This is a genomic window from Dokdonia sp. R86516 (assembly GCF_044596715.1).
Taxonomy (GTDB): Bacteria; Bacteroidota; Bacteroidia; order Flavobacteriales; family Flavobacteriaceae; genus Dokdonia.
This window is the reverse complement of record NZ_CP138998.1, coordinates 430587-454774: the sequence shown is the minus strand read 5'-3', so window position 1 is coordinate 454774 and position 24188 is coordinate 430587. Positions and strand designations below refer to the sequence as shown.

7 protein-coding genes and 1 tRNA gene are annotated in these 24188 nt (G+C 40.3%); 7 read left to right on the top strand and 1 reads right to left on the bottom strand.

Annotated features, from left to right (window positions below; translation table 11 throughout):
* Nucleotides 1-109: 109 nt before the first annotated feature.
* Complete coding sequence (locus SJY23_RS02150) at nt 110-547, bottom strand: retropepsin-like aspartic protease (protein WP_396597277.1); 438 nt, start codon at nt 545-547, stop codon at nt 110-112.
* A 121-nt stretch (nt 548-668) separates the two neighbouring features.
* Between SJY23_RS02150 and SJY23_RS02145 the strand changes: the two genes are divergently transcribed.
* From SJY23_RS02145 to SJY23_RS02115, 7 genes are all read left to right on the top strand, one after another.
* The gene (locus SJY23_RS02145; RefSeq protein ID WP_396597276.1) at nt 669-1445 is read left to right on the top strand and encodes a TatD family hydrolase; all 777 of its coding nucleotides are present in this window, start codon (nt 669-671) and stop codon (nt 1443-1445) included.
* A 70-nt stretch (nt 1446-1515) separates the two neighbouring features.
* The gene (locus SJY23_RS02140) at nt 1516-2637 is read left to right on the top strand and encodes a 1-acyl-sn-glycerol-3-phosphate acyltransferase (protein ID WP_396597275.1); all 1122 of its coding nucleotides are present in this window, start codon (nt 1516-1518) and stop codon (nt 2635-2637) included.
* A complete protein-coding gene (locus tag SJY23_RS02135; RefSeq protein ID WP_396597274.1) occupies nt 2634-3656 on the top strand; it encodes an asparaginase in 1023 nt (340 codons plus the stop codon). The genes SJY23_RS02140 and SJY23_RS02135 overlap by 4 nt, the downstream gene beginning before the upstream one ends.
* 166 nt (nt 3657-3822) lie before the next feature.
* Nucleotides 3823-3907: transfer RNA gene (locus SJY23_RS02130), tRNA-Ser, on the top strand.
* A 496-nt stretch (nt 3908-4403) separates the two neighbouring features.
* The gene (locus SJY23_RS02125; RefSeq protein WP_396597273.1) at nt 4404-21098 is read left to right on the top strand and encodes an Ig-like domain-containing protein; all 16695 of its coding nucleotides are present in this window, start codon (nt 4404-4406) and stop codon (nt 21096-21098) included.
* Nucleotides 21099-21130: 32 nt separating this feature from the next.
* Nucleotides 21131-22045: a type IX secretion system membrane protein PorP/SprF gene (locus SJY23_RS02120; RefSeq protein ID WP_396597272.1), complete on the top strand. Its 915-nt coding sequence runs from the start codon at nt 21131-21133 to the stop codon at nt 22043-22045.
* A 10-nt stretch (nt 22046-22055) separates the two neighbouring features.
* Complete coding sequence (locus SJY23_RS02115) at nt 22056-24014, top strand: OmpA family protein (protein WP_396597271.1); 1959 nt, start codon at nt 22056-22058, stop codon at nt 24012-24014.
* Nucleotides 24015-24188 lie beyond the last annotated feature (174 nt).

Genomic DNA, 24188 nt, shown 5'->3' with positions numbered 1-24188 from the left:
TTGTTAAAAAATATAGATTGCTGATTAACAATTATTTAAAGTACATAATCGTTAAAGTTTTAACATTTAACGTGGATTTACGAGAAGATGTAATGCTTAAAATGTGCACTTATTTTAAATACAAGCAATTATATTGATAATCAATAATCCCTTTTCCTGCATTGAGTACATCTGCTCCTAGAATTCCGTGTACGGGTTCGGCATCGTGGTTTCTCAGTGCTGTATTTACATGTGACATATCAAAGAGGACGATGTCTAATTTTTTATACTCCCATTTTTGAATGGTAATGGTATTTTTTCGCGAAAGCTTAGTAATCATATCAGTTGCGCCAGCACCTGCAGCTAGGACTTCACTGTCTTCAGAAAGTAGCCCAAACAACGCTGTAAATTCAAAGTCTATGCACGAACTAGAGGCTCCTGTATCAAGTATAAAGGAACCTTCTACACCATTAATTTTTGCTTTCATTTCAAGATGATTAGTCACGGTAGGGAAGAGGCGTGAACGGCAATATTTTTTTGAAAGTAGAAACTCGCGTAATGACGGCATATTTATTAGTGTATTACTCAAAAATACTACAATCCTATAGACTTGTAGCTTTGTGAAGCATTGCTCAAGTTTATGTGTTTTCCCTTCTCTCTTTTCTATGCGCTAGCTATTTTTGTGGTCTATGAATTTTACAGATACCCATACCCATTTATACAGCGAGTCTTTTGATGAAGATCAAGACGTGATCATACAACGAGCAATTGATGCTGGTGTAAATAGATTTTTTATTCCTGCGATAGACTCTGAGTATACAGAGCGTATGTATGCGTTAGAAAAAAACTATCCAGATCATATGTTTTTAATGGCGGGTCTACATCCTACGCATGTTAAGGAGAATTACGAAGATGAGCTGGCGCATGTGGAGGCGCAATTTGCCGCTCGTGATTTTTATGCAGTAGGAGAGATAGGGATAGATTTGTATTGGGATAAGTCTACTTTAGAAATTCAGCGAGATGCTTTCAAACGACAAATACAATTGGCCAAAAAGTATCAAAAACCTATCGTCATACACTGTCGAGAAGCATTTGACGAAGTTTTTGAAGTGCTAGAAAGTGAGAAAGGAGATGATCTCTTTGGGATTTTTCACTGCTTTTCTGGAACTAAAGAACAAGCAGAGCAGGCCATCAGTTACAACATGAAGCTTGGGATAGGTGGCGTAGCAACTTTTAAAAATGGTAAAATAGATCAATTCCTAGCAGAGATACCATTATCCCATATTGTACTAGAAACAGATGCACCCTATTTAAGCCCAGTGCCGTATCGTGGTAAACGCAATGAGAGCAGCTACGTAGTTTTGGTAGCCGAAAAGCTGGCTACAATCTATCAAAAACCTTTAGATGAAATCGCGGCAATAACTACTAGTAATGCAGATGAAGTATTTTTTACAAAGCGTGCATAGTATCTTCTCGTAAATAGTAGATGAAGACTCAAAATATTTTGTTCTTTTGTGACAAACAATCCAGACTATTTTGAATAGATTCGATCATATACGCCCTTATAATGATAATGAAGTAAACCAGGCATTACTTCAGGCAGCAAGACATCCTATGTTTAGGATTTTACTGCAATTTACATTTCCAGATAAAACACAAGAAGAAATTGAAGAGGTTCTGAGTACCTGTTTTTCAATAGCCGACTTTCAAGAAAAAGTCATCTATAAATCGGTAACAAATTTACTTGATAAAAGCGCCGAAGATTTTACGTGTAGTGGGTTTGATACGCTTTCGCGAAAGCGGTCTTATCTATACCTGTCAAATCATCGTGATATTGTACTTGACACGTCATTACTTAATATGACGCTTATAGATCATGGTCTTGTAACAACAGCCTCTGCAATAGGGGACAACCTTGTGCAAAAAGATTTTTTAATGGAGCTGTCTAAGCTTAATAGAAATTTCTTGGTGCTAAGAGGACAGTCACCACGTGAGATGTTAATGAGCTCAAAGCTACTGTCGGAATATATAAAACACTTACTAGTATCAAATAGGTCTGTGTGGGTAGCACAGCGAGAAGGAAGAACAAAAGACGGACTTGATAAAACACAGCAAGGCGTACTCAAGATGATCACCATTGCTCGTGGCAAGACGCCACTAATGGAGTATCTCAAAGAGCTCAACATAGTAGGAGTTGCCATCTCTTATGAGTATGATCCTACAGATATTTTAAAGGTGCCAGAGGTTGTGGCAAAACAAGAGAATGTACCTTACATAAAAACAGCAAACGAAGATTTTAATAGCATCCTTAAAGGTGCGCTAGGAAATAAAAGAAATATACATATTGCTGCGGCACCAATGCCAGAGGAGATTTATGATCAAATTGCTCAGGATTATGCAAGTGATAATGATAAGCTACAAGCATTTGCCAGCGCTTTAGATACTATAATATGGAAGCATTATAAGTTGTGGCCGTCTAATTATATTGCATATGATCTATACCATAAAAGCAATAAGTACAGCGCTCATTATGATGAGAAAGAATTACGTCATTTTGAACGTAGGTTAGAAGTGCGAGTAGATAAAGAAAAGCAGATAGAGGTAGACAGTTTCTTATTAATGTATGCAAACCCAGTAGTACAATCAGAAAAAGTATGAGCAAGGCTAAAATTCTCTTAATATATACAGGTGGTACTATAGGTATGATCAAAGATTATGAAACGGGAGCTTTAAAAGCTTTTAACTTTGATGAATTACTTGAAAAAATCCCAGAGCTTAGATTGCTAGATTGTGAGATAAGCACCGCCTCATTTGATACCGTGATTGATTCGTCAAACATGAACCCTACCTATTGGAACGAGCTTTGTGATTTTATTAAAGAGGGTTACGATATCTATGATGGTTTTGTAGTGCTGCACGGTAGCGATACCATGAGTTATAGCGCATCTGCCATAAGCTTTATGCTAGAAAATCTATCTAAGCCTGTGGTGTTTACGGGATCACAGCTTCCTATAGGAGATTTGCGCACAGATGCAAAAGAAAATTTAATTACTGCAGTTCAAGTAGCTGCTTTGAGAAAACGTAATAAACCACTTATAACTGAAGTGTGTCTCTACTTTGAGTACAAGCTATACAGAGCAAATCGCACCTCAAAAATAAGTGCCGAAAATTTTGAAGCGTTTACTTCTCCTAATTATCCAGAACTCCTCACCTCAGGAGTACATCTCACTATTAATGAAGATGCACTCTGGAAACCGAATAAAAAAGCACTTAAAGTTCACAGAACCTTAGTTACAGAGATTCTATTACTTAAGATTTATCCTGGTATTTCGCAGTGCTTAGTAGAGGCAATGCTTAATATTCCTTGTACGCGTGGCGTGGTGCTAGAAACCTTCGGGGCAGGAAACACCTCTACGCAACCGTGGTTTGTAGATGCGCTTAAAGCAACTATCAAGCGAGGAGTCCCTATCGTAAATATCACGCAGTGTATCTCTGGCAGTGTGCACATGGGTAATTATGAAACTAGTGTCGCTTTAAAGAAAATGGGTGTTATCAATGGAGGCGATATGACTACAGAAGCCGCTACTACAAAAATGATGTATTTACTAGGGCAGGAGCTCGGGCCTAAAGTGTTTAAAACCGTCTTTGAAACTTCTTTACGAGGAGAGCTCACATAAAGTGTGTAACTCTTGAATGAGTTATTATTTTTTTGTTATTTCGCAATCCTTTAGAAAGAGTATGATTTATACGCTTTCGCGAAAATTTGAAACACCTACAACAGTGAGTTGTAATCAGATGTCGTTAAGGATAAATATATGTAGAGCACTCGCTTTACAATAAAATAGAGAGGTGGCCGAGTGGCTTAAGGCGCACGCCTGGAAAGCGTGTATACGGCAACGTATCGAGGGTTCGAATCCCTTCCTCTCTGCTGTAAGTGCTATACTTTAAAGTGTAGCACTTTTTTTTTGACATGTATATTATATGTTTAGATCTGTAATATAGATGATAGTATCTAGGATCTTACCAATCACACTCTAAAGTAGCTTCTTGAGCTGGTGGTAAGTACGTGTGGGATATGTGAGTCTTAATTGAAGAATTTTCTTCAAAACAATTAGTTGTCAATTTTGCAAAATGAGTATTGAATTTGACCATCGTGTAAATCATCTTCTGAAATAAAAGAAAGTAATTCTTAATTGCTAAAATTTTAATTGTAATTTATGTGTAACTATCATGAATGCGTCATTTAATCTATTGAAATCGATTTTTTGTCGCAATTGTCAGATTGACTGTTGATAACTTCTAATAATTTTTTGTAATGATTTAGAAGTTGTTTATCTTTCTCCCTTGAAAAAAAATCTAGTGTCAAAACATTGAATACTAGTTCACAGTTCTAACTGACCCAAATCCTTTTAAAATCATCACGTATGATTCATAAAACTACCCATTCAAAATTTCTATCGTTCTTGTTTCTTTTCACAGCTCTTTTTGTGTGTGGATTGAATGCTTATGCACAAACTCAGACTTTAGCTGAAATTCAATCTAAGCCAGGTTGTGCGACAATAACTCAAGCAATTGTTAATGAATTTTATAGTCCTATTCCTGCTGGAGGCGCAAATCCAGGAGATGCAGGTATCGTTGTGGATATAGATATTACAAATGAAACACCTGCTGGAGCAGCTACTTCAGGTAACTATGAAGCGGTAACTGCTGGAAATTTAACAGATGCTCAATATTGTCAAGTAGGAACAGAGGGGCCTGATTTTCTATATAATTTTTCAGTTCCAGCAACGGAAACAGTTACTTGCTCAAGTGCAACTACGGTAATTAGTACCCAAGGTGACTTTAATAGTGGTACAGAGTGGATTGTGGTCATAGATGAAAACAATGAAATAATAGGTGGGATACCTCCAAGTGGGTTGGGCGAATGTACGGGTACTGTAAGTACAATTACTATAGAATTAATAGGTGATGACATATCAGCGCTAGCAGTTGATGGTATTGTAAGTTTAGAATTGAGGTCAAAAGGTGGTACAATTGGAAACAGCGCAAGTGAAACTGACGGTCCCTGTGCTTCACCAGGAAATTGTGCACGTATTGATAGTATTACGTGGGACGTACTTTCTGAGCCAATTTTAAATAATCCTCTTGGGTCAACAGATTTATGCCCAGGAGAATCTACCACAGTTACTGCAGATTCATCTGGAGATAGACCTATAATATATTCATGGTCAGTAGGTCAAGGTGATATTACACTCACGAATACAAATCAACAAACTGTCACCGTTACCGCTGGTACTACGTCAGGTATTTATGAACTCCTTTTAGAGATGACATATGCGGGAGAACCCGGATGTACAGAAACTTTTTCAGATTCTGCAACAGCGAGAGTGTTGCCGCAGCCTACAGTTAGCTCTACGACTATAGAAGAGTGTCAGCAATCACCAACCCAAACCCTTGATGCCAATTTTTATCTCTCACTACAACCTGGAGAGAGCGTAACTTGGTATGATGCTCCTACTGCAGGTGTTATTATTCCAAATCCAATTCAGGACTCAGTTGGCTCTTCTACTTATTATGGAGAAATAACAAATAGTGATGGTTGTTCAAACCCAATTCGTTCAGACGTCACTTTAACAATTTTTCAAGCTCCATCTAGTACAGACGCTTCAGATGCAGTCTGTTCTGATGAGTTCTATTCGAGAGATCTTACTACGCTTTCTACAGGAAATAGCTTTACGTATAGTGCAACATCTTCAAACCCTGGAGTAATTCCGGCTCCTGCAAATGGTTCTGGAAATGTTATTTCAGGAACATTTACTAATGAAAGTTTAGCTCCTATAACTCTTACATATACAATTACTCCTACAGGTCCTGCACCTAATAACTGTCCAGGAGAAACTTTTGAGCTTGCAGTTACAGTAAATCGGCAACCGCAGCTCACTTCTTCACAGGATTTAACAGTTTGTACTGCTACAGACCCTCCTCCTCCAGCAGATTACTTGAGAGCAAATGATGCAATTGTAGTAGCCGCAGGGACGACGGTTACTTGGTATGATGCGTCAACTGGTGGGAATGCAATTCCCGGAAATGATCCAGAACTTACCACTATAGGCTCCATTTCTTATTTTGCTGAGATTAGTGATACAGGAACTGGATGTGTTAATCCTATTAGAGAAGAGGTGAACCTTCAGATTGCTACACCACCATTTCCAGCCTTATCAGAAACTGTATGTTCAGGAGAGGAATTAAATATAGGCTTGAATACTTTTGATACCACTTATACTGTTTCTTCTTCAGATCAGGGTAATGTTCCTGCAGGAGCAGATCGTACAACCCCAGTGACAGACAATATTACAGATACGTATATAAATACAACGGCAAATGTTGTTACTATTATATATACCGTTACCTATGAAGATCCAGGAGCATGTAACGGAAATGTCTTTGAAATAGCAGTCACCGTTAATCCTGAACCAGTTGTGTCTAATTTGCTCGACACAACGGTATGTAGCGATATACCTATCGGTGTAAATCTTGATGTACGAACCACAAGTGTCGCAGCTGAATCGTGGAGGCTCGTTAGTGTAACTCCACAAGCGGGATTAATTCCTGCAAGTTCTAATGCATCAGTCGCACCAGTTTTATTTTCGAACGCAATTGCTAATGATGTATTTACAAATACAACAGCAGGAGATTTGACGGTAGAGTATGTAGTCCAAGCAACCTCAAATTCTGGATGTGAAGGAGAAACGGAAACAATTACCGTAACTATTGCGCCTGCACCAGAAGTGGATGCTGGTCCAGCCTCAGCGGTCATCTGTTATGACGAGATATATACAGTAACTGGAAGCACATCTAGTAATGGAACGATAATATGGAGCAGTAGTGGATCTGGTTCATTCTCAGATAATACAATTGATAATCCAGTATATACTGCGAGCACCTTAGACGTGGATGCTGGTGTAGTGACTTTAACTAAAACAGTAACTGGTGAGGATTCTTGTTCTACAACTAAGGTCTCAGATACTGTTACTTTAACAATCAGTGAAGAGCCAACAGTAGAAGCTGGAGCAGCTACTTCTTTATGTTCTGATAATGGCGCGTATACTTTAAGTGATGCTACCATCGGTGGTGGAGCAACTACGGGAACTTGGGCACTAACTACAAGTCCTGCAAGTGGTGATGGAGCATTAAGCTCAACAGCCGCAACAGCTACTCCAGAAACAGTAACTTTTACAGCAACGGTACCTGGAGATTATGTATTAACATTAACAAGTGACTCTACAGCACCTTGTGTCGCTGCAACGGATATGGTAACTATCACTGTAGTAGATCAACCTACGTCTAATATAGGTACAGAAAATACAGCAACTATTTGCTCTAGTGCAATGTATTCTTTTTCAGATGGAACATCATCAGGTGGTGACATTTCGTGGACGACTAGCGGTACAGGGGTATTTAGCAATGCCTCTATAGAAAACCCAACATATACACCAAGTGATGCAGATGCATCTGCTGGGATGATTACTTTAACAAAAACAGTAAGCGGTAACGGAGTATGCTCTGGAAGCACGGCTACCGCAGATTTTGATTTGACTATTGTTCAAGAGGTTGAAGCAGGCACACTTTCTGGTGATGCTGAAATATGTTCAACGGGAAGCACAACTATTATTAGTGATGGTGATATAGGCGGGACATTTACAAGTTCGCTGCCAAGTGTTGCGACAGTAGATGCGAGTTCAGGTCTTGTAACAGGAGTAGCCGTTGGAACGACAACAATCACCTACACGGTAACGGGAGCTGGTGGCTGTCCAGATGACAGTGCTATATTTGATGTAACGGTAACTACAGCTGCAGATGCAGGGACATTATCAGGAACTACAGACATATGTTCAACAGGTACAACCACGATTGCGAGTGATGGTGATGGTGGAGGAATATTCACAAGTTCAAACACCGCTGTTGCTATAGTAGATGCAAATACAGGTTTAGTTACTGGAGTTGCAGCAGGAACAACTTCTATCATGTATACAATTACTGGAACAGGAGGCTGTCCAGATGATGTTTCAAGTATTGATGTAACGGTAACAGATGCAGTTGAGGCAGGCACACTTTCCGGTGATGCTGAGATGTGTTCAACGGGAAGTACAACTATTATTAGTGATGGTGATATAGGCGGGACATTTACAAGTTCGCTTCCAGGTGTTGCGACAGTAGATGCAAGTTCAGGCCTTGTAACAGGAGTAGCTGTTGGAACGACAACAATCACCTACACGGTAACGGGAGCTGGTGGCTGTCCGGATGACAGTGCTACATTTAATGTAACGGTAACTACAGCTGCAGATGCAGGTACATTATCAGGAATTACGGACATATGTTCAACAGGTACAACCACGATTGCGAGCGATGGTGATGGTGGAGGAATATTTACAAGTTCAAACACCGCAGTAGCTATAGTAGATGCAAACACAGGTTTAGTTACTGGAGTTGCAGCAGGAACAACTTCTATCATGTATACAATTACTGGAACAGGAGGCTGTCCAGATGATGTTTCAAGTATTGATGTAACGGTAACAGATGCAGTTGAAGCAGGCACACTTTCTGGTGATGCTGAGATATGTTCAACGGGAAGTACCACCATTATGAGTGACGGTGATACAGGCGGAACATTTACAAGTTCGCTGCCAAGTGTTGCGACAGTAGATGCAAGTTCAGGTCTTGTAACAGGAGTAGCCTTTGGAACGACAACAATCACCTACACGGTAACGGGAACTGGTGGCTGTCCGGATGACAGTGCTACATTTGATGTAACGGTAACTACAGCTGCAGATGCAGGGACATTATCAGGGATTACGGACATATGTTCAACAGGTACAACCACGATTGCGAGCGATGGTGATGGTGGAGGAATATTTACAAGTTCAAACACCGCTGTTGCTATAGTAGATGCAAACACAGGTTTAGTTACTGGAGTTGCAGCAGGAACAACTTCTATTATGTATACAATTACTGGAACAGGAGGCTGTCCAGATGATGTTTCAAGTATTGATGTAACGGTAACAGATGCAGTTGAAGCAGGCACACTTTCCGGTGATGCTGAGATATGTTCAACGGGAAGTACAACCATAATGAGTGACGGTGATACAGGCGGGACATTTACAAGTTCGCTTCCAAGTGTTGCGACAGTAGATGCGAGTTCAGGCCTTGTAACAGGAGTAGCTGTTGGAACGACAACAATCACCTATACGGTAACGGGAGCTGGTGGCTGTCCGGATGACAGTGCTACATTTAATGTAACGGTAACTACAGCTGCAGATGCAGGGACATTATCAGGGATTACGGACATATGTTCAACAGGTACAACCACGATCGCAAGCGATGGTGATGGTGGAGGAATATTTACAAGTTCAAACACCGCAGTTGCTATAGTAGATGCAAACACAGGTTTAGTTACTGGAGTTGCAGCAGGAACAACTTCTATTATGTATACAATTACTGGAACAGGAGGCTGTCCAGATGATGTTTCAAGTATTGATGTAACGGTAACAGATGCAGTTGAAGCAGGCACACTTTCTGGTGATGCTGAGATATGTTCAACGGGAAGTACCACCATTATGAGTGACGGTGATACAGGCGGAACATTTACAAGTTCGCTGCCAAGTGTTGCGACAGTAGATGCAAGTTCAGGTCTTGTAACAGGAGTAGCCTTTGGAACGACAACAATCACCTACACGGTAACGGGAACTGGTGGCTGTCCAGATGACAGTGCTACATTTGATGTAACGGTAACTACAGCTGCAGATGCAGGGACATTATCAGGGATTACGGACATATGTTCAACAGGTACAACCACGATTGCGAGCGATGGTGATGGTGGAGGAATATTTACAAGTTCAAACACCGCTGTTGCTATAGTAGATGCAAACACAGGTTTAGTTACTGGAGTTGCAGCAGGAACAACTTCTATTATGTATACAATTACTGGAACAGGAGGCTGTCCAGATGATGTTTCAAGTATTGATGTAACGGTAACAGATGCAGTTGATGCAGGCACACTTTCTGGTGATGCTGAGATATGTTCAACGGGAATTAGCACCATTATTAGTGATGGTGATACAGGCGGAACATTTACAAGTTCGCTTCCAGGTGTTGCGACAGTAGATGCAAGTTCAGGCCTTGTAACAGGAGTCGCCGTTGGAACGACAACAATCACCTACACAGTAACGGGAGCTGGTGGCTGTCCGGATGACAGTGCTACATTTAATGTAACGGTAACTACAGCTGCAGATGCAGGGACATTATCAGGAATTACAGACATATGTTCAACAGGTACAACCACGATTGCGAGCGATGGTGATGGTGGAGGAATATTTACAAGTTCAAACACCGCAGTAGCTATAGTAGATGCAAACACAGGTTTAGTTACTGGAGTTGCAGCAGGAACAACTTCTATCATGTATACAATTACTGGAACAGGAGGCTGTCCAGATGATGTTTCAAGTATTGATGTAACGGTAACAGATGCAGTTGAAGCAGGCACACTTTCCGGTGATGCTGAGATATGTTCAACGGGAAGTACAACCATAATGAGTGACGGTGATACAGGCGGGACATTTACAAGTTCGCTTCCAAGTGTTGCGACAGTAGATGCGAGTTCAGGCCTTGTAACAGGAGTAGCTGTTGGAACGACAACAATCACCTATACGGTAACGGGAGCTGGTGGCTGTCCGGATGACAGTGCTACATTTAATGTAACGGTAACTACAGCTGCAGATGCAGGGACATTATCAGGGATTACGGACATATGTTCAACAGGTACAACCACGATCGCAAGCGATGGTGATGGTGGAGGAATATTTACAAGTTCAAACACCGCAGTTGCTATAGTAGATGCAAACACAGGTTTAGTTACTGGAGTTGCAGCAGGAACAACTTCTATTATGTATACAATTACTGGAACAGGAGGCTGTCCAGATGATGTTTCAAGTATTGATGTAACGGTAACAGATGCAGTTGAAGCAGGCACACTTTCTGGTGATGCTGAGATATGTTCAACGGGAAGTACAACCATAATGAGTGACGGTGATACAGGCGGGACATTTACAAGTTCGCTTCCAAGTGTTGCGACAGTAGATGCGAGTTCAGGTCTTGTAACAGGAGTAGCCGTTGGAACGACAACAATCACCTATACGGTAACGGGAGCTGGTGGCTGTCCGGATGACAGTGCTACATTTAATGTAACGGTAACTACAGCTGCAGATGCAGGGACATTATCAGGGATTACGGACATATGTTCAACAGGTACAACCACGATTGCGAGCGATGGTGATGGTGGAGGAATATTTACAAGTTCAAACACCGCTGTTGCTATAGTAGATGCAAACACAGGTTTGCTTACTGGAGTTGCAGCAGGAACAACTTCTATTATGTATACAATTACTGGAACAGGAGGCTGTCCAGATGATGTTTCAAGTATTGATGTAACGGTCAATGCATTACCAATGGCACCAGTATCTGATGGTGATGTTACCGAATGTGAAACAGATCCAACTCAGACGTTAACTGCATCTGCAACTTTAATAGATGGGGATACTATTACTTGGTATACTGCAAATGTGGGAGGAACGATTGTTAGTCCGCCAACACTAAATACGGTAGGAACAATAACCTATTATGCCGAAGCTAGAAATAGTGTGACAGGTTGTATTTCGGACGAAAGAACAGCAGTTACTCTAAGTATATTGGATGCGCCCGAAGCGCCTGTAAGTTCAGGTAACGTTGTTGAGTGTGAAGAAAGTCCAATCCAAACATTAGATGCCAATGATGCAATTACAACTGCCTTAGGTACAACGACTGTTTGGTTTGATGCGGCTACTGGAGGAAATTTGGTTAACAATCCTATATTGGATATGGTTGGAACTGTAACTTATTTCGCGGAAGCAATTTCTAAAGATAATAATTGTTCAAGCTTGACAAGAACAGAAGTTGTATTGACAATTAACGCTGCGCCAAATAACATTGCTGACCAAACAGATAATATTTGTTCTGACGAAGTCTTAGATTTCGATTTATCGGTATTAGCACCCGGAGGTGAATTTACATATACTGTAACATCTTCAGATGAAGCGAACGTGCCAGCAGGAACAAACAGAACAATTGGAAGTGCAGCTAATATTACAGATACATATAATAATATAACACCAAATTCGGTGACTATTACTTATACGGTTACTCCAACCGGGGGAGCTCCAGGAGTTTGTGAAGGAGTGCCTTTTGACGTTGTAGTCACTGTCAATCCAGAACCAGTAGTTGCAAACATATTAGACACTACTGTTTGTAGTGATGAAAGTATTGGTGTTAATTTGGCGGTTGCCTCAACAAGTACGGCAGCTTCAGACTGGGAATTAGTTGCTGTGACAGTAGAATCAGGTTTAATTGCTGATGGAGGAAACGCCACTCCAGCTATGGGAATACCGTCTAATGCTATAGCAAATGATAGTTTTACAAATGCAACAGGCAGTTCATTGACCGTGACCTATGAAGTTATCCCAACATCATTAGCGGGTTGTCAAGGAAATTCTCAAATATTTATAGTGACTATTGATCCTACTCCAGAGGTGAGTGCGGGTTCTGATGAGTCTATATGTGCAGACGGGGGAAGCTTTGACTTAGCTACATCAACAGTTCCTCCAAGTGCGACTTCGGGAACGATACAATGGTCGACAAATGGAGATGGAACTTTTGATGATGCTTCTACTGAAACTCCAGTATACTCTTTAGGTAATGATGATCAGTTAGCCACTTTGGTTCAATTGACGATGACAGTTACGGGTGTCGGTACTTGTGATACAGAAGTGTCTGATACAATGAATTTAATTATAGATCCCTTACCAAACCCTACAATTACAGCACCTACTAATGTTTGTACAGGAGAGTCAGCACTAGATCTGACTACTGTAGTTTCTCCTGCTTTTGCGACTGGAGGTGTAGGAACAACTATTACCATAGATGGTGTAGCAAATACAACCTTTGATCCAGCGATTGAAACTCCTGGTCCACACACAATAGAATATACTTTCGTAGACGCTGTTACTGGATGTACAAATTCAGTTACAACTACGATTATTGCTTGTGCACCATCACTCGACCTTGTGAAAACAAGTGCTTATGCAGATACCAATGGTGATGGTGTGGTAAGCCCTGGAGATATGATTGCTTATACCTTTGTGGTGACAAACACGGGTAATGTGACAGTAACATCGATTGATGTAACAGATACTAATTTGACACCAAGTTTAGTCGGTACAATTGCGAGTCTAGCTCCAATGGCTAACCAAACACTTACGGCTAGTTATACCATTACTCAGGCAGATGTAAATGCAGGAGAGGTAATCAATGAGGCAGTTGCTTCTGGTGAGGATCCAAATGGAAATACGGTAAGTGATGATTCTGATTCTGGTAACCCAGCAGATGATTCTGGAGCTGGTGATGATGATACGGTAACACCGCTACCATCTTCTTCAGAGCTTACACTTGTTAAGAGTTCAACTTTTGATGCGGCGACTAATAGTATTACCTATACATATACTGTTGAGAATACAGGTAACACTACCGTAAATGACATTACGATTGCAGAGACTACATTTACGGGTACAGGCACAACACCAACGCCAGTTTATTCGGCTGGAGGTTTTGATTTGGATGGTGATGCAGATGCTTTTGATGCAAGTCCTGGAGATGTGCTACAGTTTACTGCTACCTATGTATTGACTCAAGCAGATATTGATGCTGGAGTTGTAGATAATGAAGCTCTTGCCAGCGGAACAGATCCAGCAGGAACAACAGTAACAGATGCTTCTGATTCTGGAAATGCTGCAGATGATACTGGAGCGGGAGATGATACGACGAGTACTCCAATCCCTGCAATGCCAATGATTGAGCTTGTAAAATCAAGTACGTATGTAGATAATGCACCTGCCGGACTTACAGTAGGAGATCAAATCGATTATATATACACTGTTGAAAATACAGGAAACGTAACTGCTAGTGATGTGACGGTAGCTGAAACTAGCTTCTCGGGAACTGGAACAACACCTACACCATTATACCAAATGGGTGGTGGAGATCTTGATGGTGACAGTGATGCATTTGATGCAGCACCTGGCGATGTACTCACATTTACTGCGAGCTATATCTTAACACAAGATGACATCAATGCAGGAACGGTAGTGAACGAAGCAACAGCTTCGGCAACAGATCCAAGTGGTAACCCAGTAACAGATGCTTCAGATTCTGGTAACGCTGCTGACGATACTGGAGCGGATGATGATGCTACTGTGACGCCACTTCCTGTGGAGAGTGAGATAGCTTTCGCGAAAGCGGTATCGGCACTTACAGATACCAACGGCGATGGTTTATTAGGAGCAGGAGATCAAGTGACTTATAGCTTTACAGTAACAAATACTGGAAGTACAACAGTTAGTAATCTTACTGTAAACGATGCAACGATAGGACTTAGTAATGCGGTGGTAACGCCATCTACATTACAACCTACGGAGATGGGAAGTGTAACAGCCGACTATACCTTAACTCAAGCCGATGTAAATGCTGGAAATGTAGAAAACACAGCAACGGCAACAGGAACGGATCCAAATGGAGCTGCTGTAACCGATGTGTCTGATAGTACAAATCCTAATGATGACGAAGGTCAACCAGGAAACTCAGATGCAGATGCAGATGATACGAATGATCCAACGAACTTACCAATACCTGCAACACCTGCACTCGACCTTGTAAAAACAAGTGCTTATGCAGATACGAATGGAGATGGAGTGGTAAGTCCTGGAGATATGATTGCTTACACTTTTGTGGTAACAAACACAGGTAATGTGACAGTGACATCGATTGATGTAACAGATACTAATTTGACACCAAGTTTAGTCGGTACGATTGCGAGTCTAGCTCCAATGGCTAACCAAACACTAACGGCTAGTTATACCATTACTCAGGCAGATGTAAATGCAGGAGAGGTGATCAATGAAGCAGTTGCTTCTGGTGAGGATCCAAATGGAAATACGGTAAGTGATGATTCTGATTCTGGTAACCCAGCAGATGATTCTGGAGCTGGTGATGATGACACGGTAACACCGCTACCATCTTCTTCAGAGCTTACACTTGTTAAGAGTTCATCTTTTGATGCGGCTACTAATAGTATTACCTATACTTATACTGTTGAGAATACTGGTAACACTACAGTAAATGATATCACAATTGCAGAGACTACATTTACGGGTACAGGAACAACGCCAACGCCTATGTATTCTGCTGGAGGTTTTGACTTGGATGGTGATGCAGATGCTTTTGATGCAAGTCCTGGAGATGTGTTACAGTTTACTGCTACTTATGTATTAACTCAAGCAGATATTGACGCTGGAGTTGTAGATAATGAAGCCCTTGCTAGCGGAACAAATCCAGCAGGAGCGACAGTAACAGATGCTTCGGATTCTGGAAATGCTGCAGATGATACTGGAGCGGGAGATGATACGACCAGTACTCCAATCCCTGCAATGCCAATGATTGAGCTTATAAAATCAAGTACGTATGTAGATAATGCACCTGCTGGACTTACGGTAGGAGATCAAATCGATTACATATACACTGTTGAAAACACTGGAAATGTAACTGCCAATGATGTTGCTGTAACAGAGACTAGCTTCTCGGGAACTGGAACAACACCTACACCATTATACCAAATGGGCGGCGGTGATTTTGATGGTGACGGTGATGCGTTTGATGCAGCACCTGGCGATGTACTTACATTTACTGCGAGCTACATCTTAACACAAGATGACATCAATGCTGGAACGGTAGTAAACGAAGCAACAGCTTCGGCAACAGATCCAAGTGGTAATCCAGTAACAGATGCTTCTGATTCTGGTAACGCTGCAGATGATACTGGAGCTGATGATGATGCTACTGTGACGCCACTTCCTGTGGAGAGTGAGATAGCTTTCGCGAAAGCGGTATCGGCACTTACAGATACCAACGGCGATGGTTTATTAGGAGCAGGAGATCAAGTGACTTATACCTTTACAGTAACAAATACTGGGAGTAGTACAGTTAGTAATCTTACTGTAAACGATGCGACGATAGGTCTTAGTAATGCAGTGATAACGCCATCTACATTACAACCTACGGAGATGGGAAGTGTAACAGCCAACTATATCTTAACTCAGGCCGATGTAAATGCTGGGAATGTAGAAAATACAGCAACGGCAACAGGAATAGATCCAAATGGAGCTGCTGTAACCGATGTGTCTGATAGTACAAATCCTAATGATGACGAAGGTCAACCAGGAAACTCAGATGCAGATGCAGATGATACGAATGATCCAACGAACTTATCAATACCTGCAACACCTGCACTCGCTCTTGTAAAAACAAGTGCTTATTCAGATACTAATGGAGATGGTGTGGTAAGCCCTGGAGATATGATTGCTTATACCTTTGTGGTGACAAACACGGGTAATGTGACAGTAACATCGATTGATGTAACAGATACTAATTTGACACCAAGTTTAGTCGGTACAATTGCGAGTCTAGCTCCAATGGCTAACCAAACACTAACGGCTAGTTACATCATTACTCAGGCAGATGTAAATGCAGGAGAGGTAATCAATGAAGCAGTTGCTTCTGGTGAGGATCCAAATGGAAATACGGTAAGTGATGATTCTGATTCTGGTAACCCAGCAGATGATTCTGGGGCTGGTGATGATGATACGGTAACTCCGCTACCATCTTCTTCAGAGCTTACACTTGTTAAGAGTTCAACTTTTGATGCGGCGACTAATAGTATTACCTATACCTATACTGTTGAGAATACAGGTAACACTACAGTAAATGATATCACAATTGCAGAGACTACATTTACGGGTACAGGAACAACACCAACGCCAGTTTATTCTGCTGGAGGTTTTGATCTAGATGGTGATGCAGATGCTTTTGATGCAAGTCCTGGAGATGTGCTACAGTTTACTGCTACCTATGTATTGACTCAAGCAGATATTGATGCTGGAGTTGTAGATAATGAAGCGCTTGCCAGCGGAACAGATCCAGCAGGAGCGACAGTAACAGATGCTTCGGATTCTGGAAATGCTGGAGATGATACTGGAGCGGGAGATGATACGACGAGTACTCCAATCCCTGCAATGCCAATGATTGAGCTTGTAAAATCAAGTACGTATGTAGATAATGCACCTGCTGGACTTACGGTAGGAGATCAAATCGATTATATTTACACTGTTGAAAATACAGGAAACGTAACTGCCAGTGATGTGACGGTAGCTGAGACTAGCTTCTCGGGAACTGGAACAACACCTACACCATTATACCAAATGGGTGGTGGAGATCTTGACGGTGACGGTGATGCGTTTGATGCAGCACCTGGAGATGTGCTCACATTTACTGCGAGCTATATCTTAACACAAGATGATATCAATGCTGGAACGGTAGTAAACGAAGCAACTGCTTCGGCAACAGATCCTAGTGGTAACCCAGTAACAGATGCTTCTGATTCTGGTAACGCTGCAGATGATACTGGAGCTGATGATGATGCTACGGTAACACCACTTCCTGTGGAGAGTGAGATTGCTTTCGCGAAAGCGGTATCGGCACTTACAGATACCAACGGCGATGGTTTATTAGGAGCAGGAGATCAAGTGACTTATACCTTTACAGTAACAAATACTGGAAGTACAACAGTTAGTAATCTTACTGTAAACGATGCAACGATAGGTCTTAGTAATGCGGTGGTAACGCCATCTACATTGCAACCTACGGAGATGGGAAGTGTAACAGCAAACTATGTCTTAACTCAGGCCGATGTAAATGCTGGAAATGTAGAAAACACAGCAACGGCAACAGGAACGGATCCAAATGGAGCTGCTGTAACCGATGTGTCTGATAGTACAAATCCTAATGATGACGAAGGTCAACCAGGAAACTCAGATGCAGATGCAGATGATACGAATGACCCAACGAACTTACCAATACCTGCAACACCTGCACTCGACCTTGTAAAAACAAGTGCTTATGCAGATACTAATGGTGATGGAGTGGTAAGTCCTGGAGATATGATTGCTTACACTTTTGTGGTGACTAACACAGGTAATGTGACGGTAACATCGATTGATGTAACAGATACTAATTTGACGCCAAGTTTAGTCGGTACAATTGCGAGTCTAGCTCCAATGGCTAACCAAACACTAACGGCTAGTTATACCATTACTCAGGCAGATGTAAATGCAGGAGAGGTAATTAATGAGGCGGTTGCTTCTGGTGAGGATCCAAATGGAAATACGGTAAGTGATGATTCTGATTCTGGTAACCCAGCAGATGATTCTGGAGCTGGTGATGATGACACGGTAACTCCGCTACCATCTTCTTCAGAGCTTACTCTTGTTAAGAGTTCAAGTATAGACATTGCTTCAAATACAATTACTTATACATACACGGTAGAAAATACTGGAAATGTGGCGGTATTTGATATAGTACTGGTTGAAACGGCCTTTTCGGGAACAGGTGTTATTCCAGTCCCTGTTTACACAGGTGGTGGTAGTGATATTGATGGCGATACAGATGCTCCTGATGCAAATCCAGGTGATACGCTTTTATTCACAGCTAGTTACTTATTAACCCAAACTGATATTGATGCAGGTGTGGTTACAAATCAAGCAGAAGTTAATGGAACTGCTCCAAATGGAACCACAGTTTCTGACGAGTCTGACTCTGGTAACGATGGAGATAATACAGGTAATGACAATGACCCTACTAATACATTCATACCTCAAGATGCAAGTATGAATCTCAATAAGATTGGTGTGCTAGACGATGGAGGTGACGGATTACAAGCAGGCGATCTAATCACCTATACATTCACACTAACAAATACGGGAACAACTACTATTGCAAATCCAATTCTTACAGACCAATTATTAGGAGGTGTTATTGCAGGTCCAGATTCTGGAGATGTAAGCAATACAGCTATTCTTGATGTAGAAGAAGAATGGATTTACACAGCGACCTATGCACTTACTCAAGATGACGTAGATGCTGGAATGGTTGTGAATACAGCAACTGTTACTGGAAGCGCTCCTAACGGAGAGCCTATCTCAGACGTTTCGGATGATCCAAATGACGTTTCTAATGTAGATCCAAATGGTGATGGTAATCCAGATGACCCTACTATAGTTGATTTTGGATGTATGCCTAATATATCTTTATTTAAAGAGGATATAGCATTTAGTGGTGACGTTTCAAATCCAGTCCCAGGTGATATCATAACTTTCCAATTTACTGCTGTAAACACAGGAAATATTACTCTTTTAAATGCAGAAATATTTGACGCGCTTTTAGGTGGTTTCGTTGGTGAATTTGAAGAAATATTAGTAGGACAATCACAAACGACTACGCAGACCTATACCATTACACAAGATGATATTGATACAGGTTATGTTTTAAATACTGCGTTTATTGTGGCAGATCCTGTGGGAGCAGACTGTGATGAAGTAAGAGATGTTTCTCATGATAGAGATTTTGCAACAAGTGGTGTTGATTCTGATGGTGATGGTAATGCAGATAATGATCTTTTAATTGATTCTGATGGAGATGGTGAACCTGATAATGATACAGAAGTATTCTTACAACAAAACCCTTTAATAGAGTTGACTAAAACTTTTGTCTACTTAGATACAAATGGTAACGGAGTTATAGATTTAGGTGATCAATTAGAATACAACTTTGTTGTGATGAATAATGGTAATGTTACTATTACCGATATTGTGATCAATGATCCTTTACTTGGAGGTATAGTAGGTGTAGTAGATGTTCTTACTCCATCAGATACAGGAAATGTAATAGCTACTTATAACTTAACTCAAGAGGATATAGATGCAGGAGGTGTTACAAATACAGCAACTGCTATCGGTAATGATCCATTTGATAATGATGTAAACGCTACAGATACCATCATATTTGATATAGATAATATGGGTGGTATAACCTTAGTAAAAGGAGCGCAACTCCAGGATGCAAATAATAGCAACACAGTAGATGTGGGAGATGAAATCTTATATACGTTTACAGTTACTAATACAGGAAACGTTACTGTGTCAAATGTTGAAATAAACGATAGTACAATTGGAGTAAGTAGTCTTCCTGTTGTACCTAGTACATTGCAGCCGGGTGAAAGTGGTGTAGCAATAGCAGCATATGCTCTTACCCTCGATGATATCATGGTGGGGATGATCATAAACACAGCAGAAGCAAGAGCAGTAGATGCAATGGGGCAGCCGCTTACGGACGTATCTGATAGTGCTAATCCTGCAGACGATACTGGAGCCGGAGATGACCCTACGGTAACTATGTTTGAAGTAGCTAATGTCTCTCTGCAGAAAATGGGAGAGTACGTTGATACTAATCTCAATAATATAGTAGATCAAGGTGACCGTATTGATTACATGTTTACAGTGACAAATACTGGTAATACGCCATTATTTGACGTAAGTGTTGAGGATAACTTAGTCACTGTAGAAGGAGGTCCAATTGATCTAGCCATAGGGGAGTCTGATAGTGTTACATTTAGTGCTAGTTATATTCTTACTAATCAAGATGTGGCTAATGGAAGTGTATTAAATACAGCTACTGTTACTGCAAGGACTGCAAATGGAGCCATTGTAACAGATGTTTCGGATGATCCTACAAACCCTACAGATAATGATGAGAATAATGATGGTGAACCAGATGATCCTACTATTACAGTATTAGATGTAGAACAAGATTTGGAAATATTCAATGAAATTTCTCCAAATGGCGATGGTGTGAATGAAACTTTTGTTATTCAAGGATTACAAAATTATCCTAACAACGTTCTTCGCATTTATAATAGATGGGGTAATGTTGTTTTTGAAGAAGCAAACTATCAAAATAACTTTGACGGTACTTCAAACGGTCGAGCAACCGTTGAGAGAGGTGAGAAACTACCAGTAGGTACATATTATTACCTTCTAGACCTCAATGATGGAAGTTCGGGTCGTGCAGGATGGTTATATATAAACAGATAATTTAAGGTGTATAAGCACTAAAAATAAAAAGTATGAATATAAAGCTTAGAGTATTAATAGTAGGTTTAGTAGGTCTATCCTTCCAGACGCTATTTGCGCAACAAGATCCTCAGTTTACACAATATATGTACAACACATTGAGTGTAAATCCAGCATATGCTGGATCTAGAGGTCATGCTTCTGCGATTGGGGTATTGAGATCACAATGGGTTGGTCTAGATGGAGCTCCTAGAACACAGACCTTTTCTTTAGACACTCCAATAGGTGAACATGTAGGTCTTGGTCTAGCAATAGCAAATGATGAACTTGGTCCCTCTAAGGAAACGTATCTAGATCTTAATTTTTCATATACGATAATGACTTCAGACACTCGTAAGCTTTCGTTTGGCTTAAAAGGTGGTGGACGTTTCTTAGATATTGATTTTTCTAAGGGTAATGCTCAAAGTGAAGATGTCCTTTTTCAAAATAATGTGAGCGAATTTTTACCTACTCTAGGAGCAGGTGTCTACTGGCATAATGATCGTAACTATCTTGGATTTTCCATCCCAAATTTATTTACCGATCAAACCTATGACGATATACAGCAAACTGTAGCTGCCGAAAGACTTCACTTATTTATAATAGGAGGTATTGTCACAGATCTTAGTAGTACGACAAAATTTAAACCAGCTTTCCTAGTAAAGAGTGTTACGGGAGCTCCGCTTATTGTGGATTTATCTGCAAGTTTTATGTTTTATGAAAAGCTAAGATTAGGGCTTTCTTATAGATGGGATGATTCTGTAAGTGGTCTTGCTGGATTCCAGATAACACCACAGCTATTGGTAGGGTATTCTTATGATTATACTACTACAGAACTACAGCGATTTAATACTGGAAGCCATGAGATTACAATGAGATTTGATCTTATTTCAAAAACGAAGAAAATTAAATCACCTCGTTTCTTTTAAATTATAAATAATGACAAAGAATATTACGATACTTCTGCTACTTTTTTCTGTTTCTCTCTTTGCGCAGAAAACATACAAAAACGCAGATAAGCTATTTGAACAAATGCGCTATGTTGAAGCGGCAGCTGTTTATGAGAAAGCAATAGATAGAGGAGATAACTCTATGGTACTCCTGCAGAAAGCTGGAGATTCATATTACTTTAATACTAATATGGAGGAGGCTTATAAGTGGTATGATCTGCTTGTTAGTCAATATAGAGATGAAGTCGATGCTGAGTATTTATTTCGATTTGCACACTCACTTCAAGGTATTGGTGATTATAAAGCGGCAAAAAAATGGATGAAAGCTTTCGCGAAAGCGTCATCTAAAAATGATAAACGTATTGATGATTATGCTCAGAAAGAACGTACTTTGGCAGATGTGCTGGCGATTCCTGCGCAATTTGAGCTTAAAAACTTGTCAATAAATACAGCGTATTCAGATTTTGGACCTACATATTATGGATCTAAACTAGTATACTCATCTGCGGTAGATACATCTTATTATATAAAAAGAAGGTACCACTGGAATGATCAACCTTTTTTAGACTTCTATATAGGTCAAATAAATGCCGCCGAAAATGAAGTGAAGCGAGAGGATATCTTTTCGGACGTTATCAATACAAAGTATCATGAAGCCACTATAGCTTTCGCAAAAGATGGAAAACGTATATACTTTACGAGGAATAATTATGATGGTGATTTGAGAAGGGGAGAGGATGGAGTTAGTCATCTCAAATTATATACTGCTAAAAGGAATGATAGTGTAGGAGCCAAAGATGATTGGCAAGATGTGCGCGAGTTACCTTTTAATAGCAGTGAGTATTCTACAGGTCACCCAGCACTTAGTGAAGATGGTACAAAGTTGTATTTTGTTTCAGACATGCCTGGGACTATAGGAGCAACAGATATTTTTGTAGTTGACATCTTGGGTGATAATAATTATTCTGCACCCCAAAACTTAGGTCCTAAAGTAAATACTTCTGGAAGAGAAATGTTTCCTTACATAGAAAATCAAGTAATGTATTTTGCTTCAGATGGACACTTAGGTGTTGGTGGGTTAGATGTTTTTGAGAGTGATATAGAGAACAATACTTTTTCAATTCCACGTAATTTGGGAAAACCACTCAATAGTCAGCTAGATGATTTTGGTTTCATTATTAATGAGAGTGGAGAGCAAGGGTTTGTATGTTCAAACAGAGAAGGAGGAGTGGGTGACGATGATATTTATGCAATACAGCGTATTCCTTTAGAAGATGTTGTAAAGAATTGTAAGCAGCTAGTTAAAGGTTATGTCGTTAATAGCCGTACGCAGGAACGTATAGCGGATGCTACAGTTTCTTTGTATGGGGAGAATGGAGTTAAACTTTCTGAAACCGTAAGTAAAAGTAATGGGGATTATGTTTTTAATTTTGACCTTGACTGTGCTGAGCAATATGATATAAAAGTGAACAAATTAGGATACACTCCTAATTCAAAAAATATTGTTACTTCTAGTATCTCCTCAGAAACTATAGTACCCCTAGATCTTGAGACGTTAAGCGAGCTCATTGTGGAAGATAGCGGTCAACTTAAAATTAAGGTTGGGATTATATTTTTTGACCTCAATAAGGACTACATACGTCCGGACGCTGCTATGGAGCTCAACAAGATTGTAACACTGATGTCTCAGCAGCCATCTATGGAAATTAGAATTGAATCTCATACAGATGCTCGTGCAGATGATAGTTATAATATGGAGCTATCGCAACGAAGAGCAGTCTCAACTAAAAATTACCTGATAAGACAAGGGATAGCAAAAGAGAGAATACTGTCTGCTCAAGGTTTTGGAGAAACAAGATTACTTAATGAATGTTCTAATGGAGTGCAATGTGATGAAGTACAACATCAAATAAATAGAAGGTCTGAGTTTATTATAGAGAAAATGTAATTAATTAAAAACAGACGATTACCTACAAAGTAAAAAAGCTCTCAATCTAGATTGAGAGCTTTTTTATGCTTAATAACTAAATGAGATTTTTGAGATGTACTGGTGTTTTTGAGGCTGAAAAACACGAGATATAGTACTGAAGAATTATTTTTTCACAATAATGAGGTGTTTCTA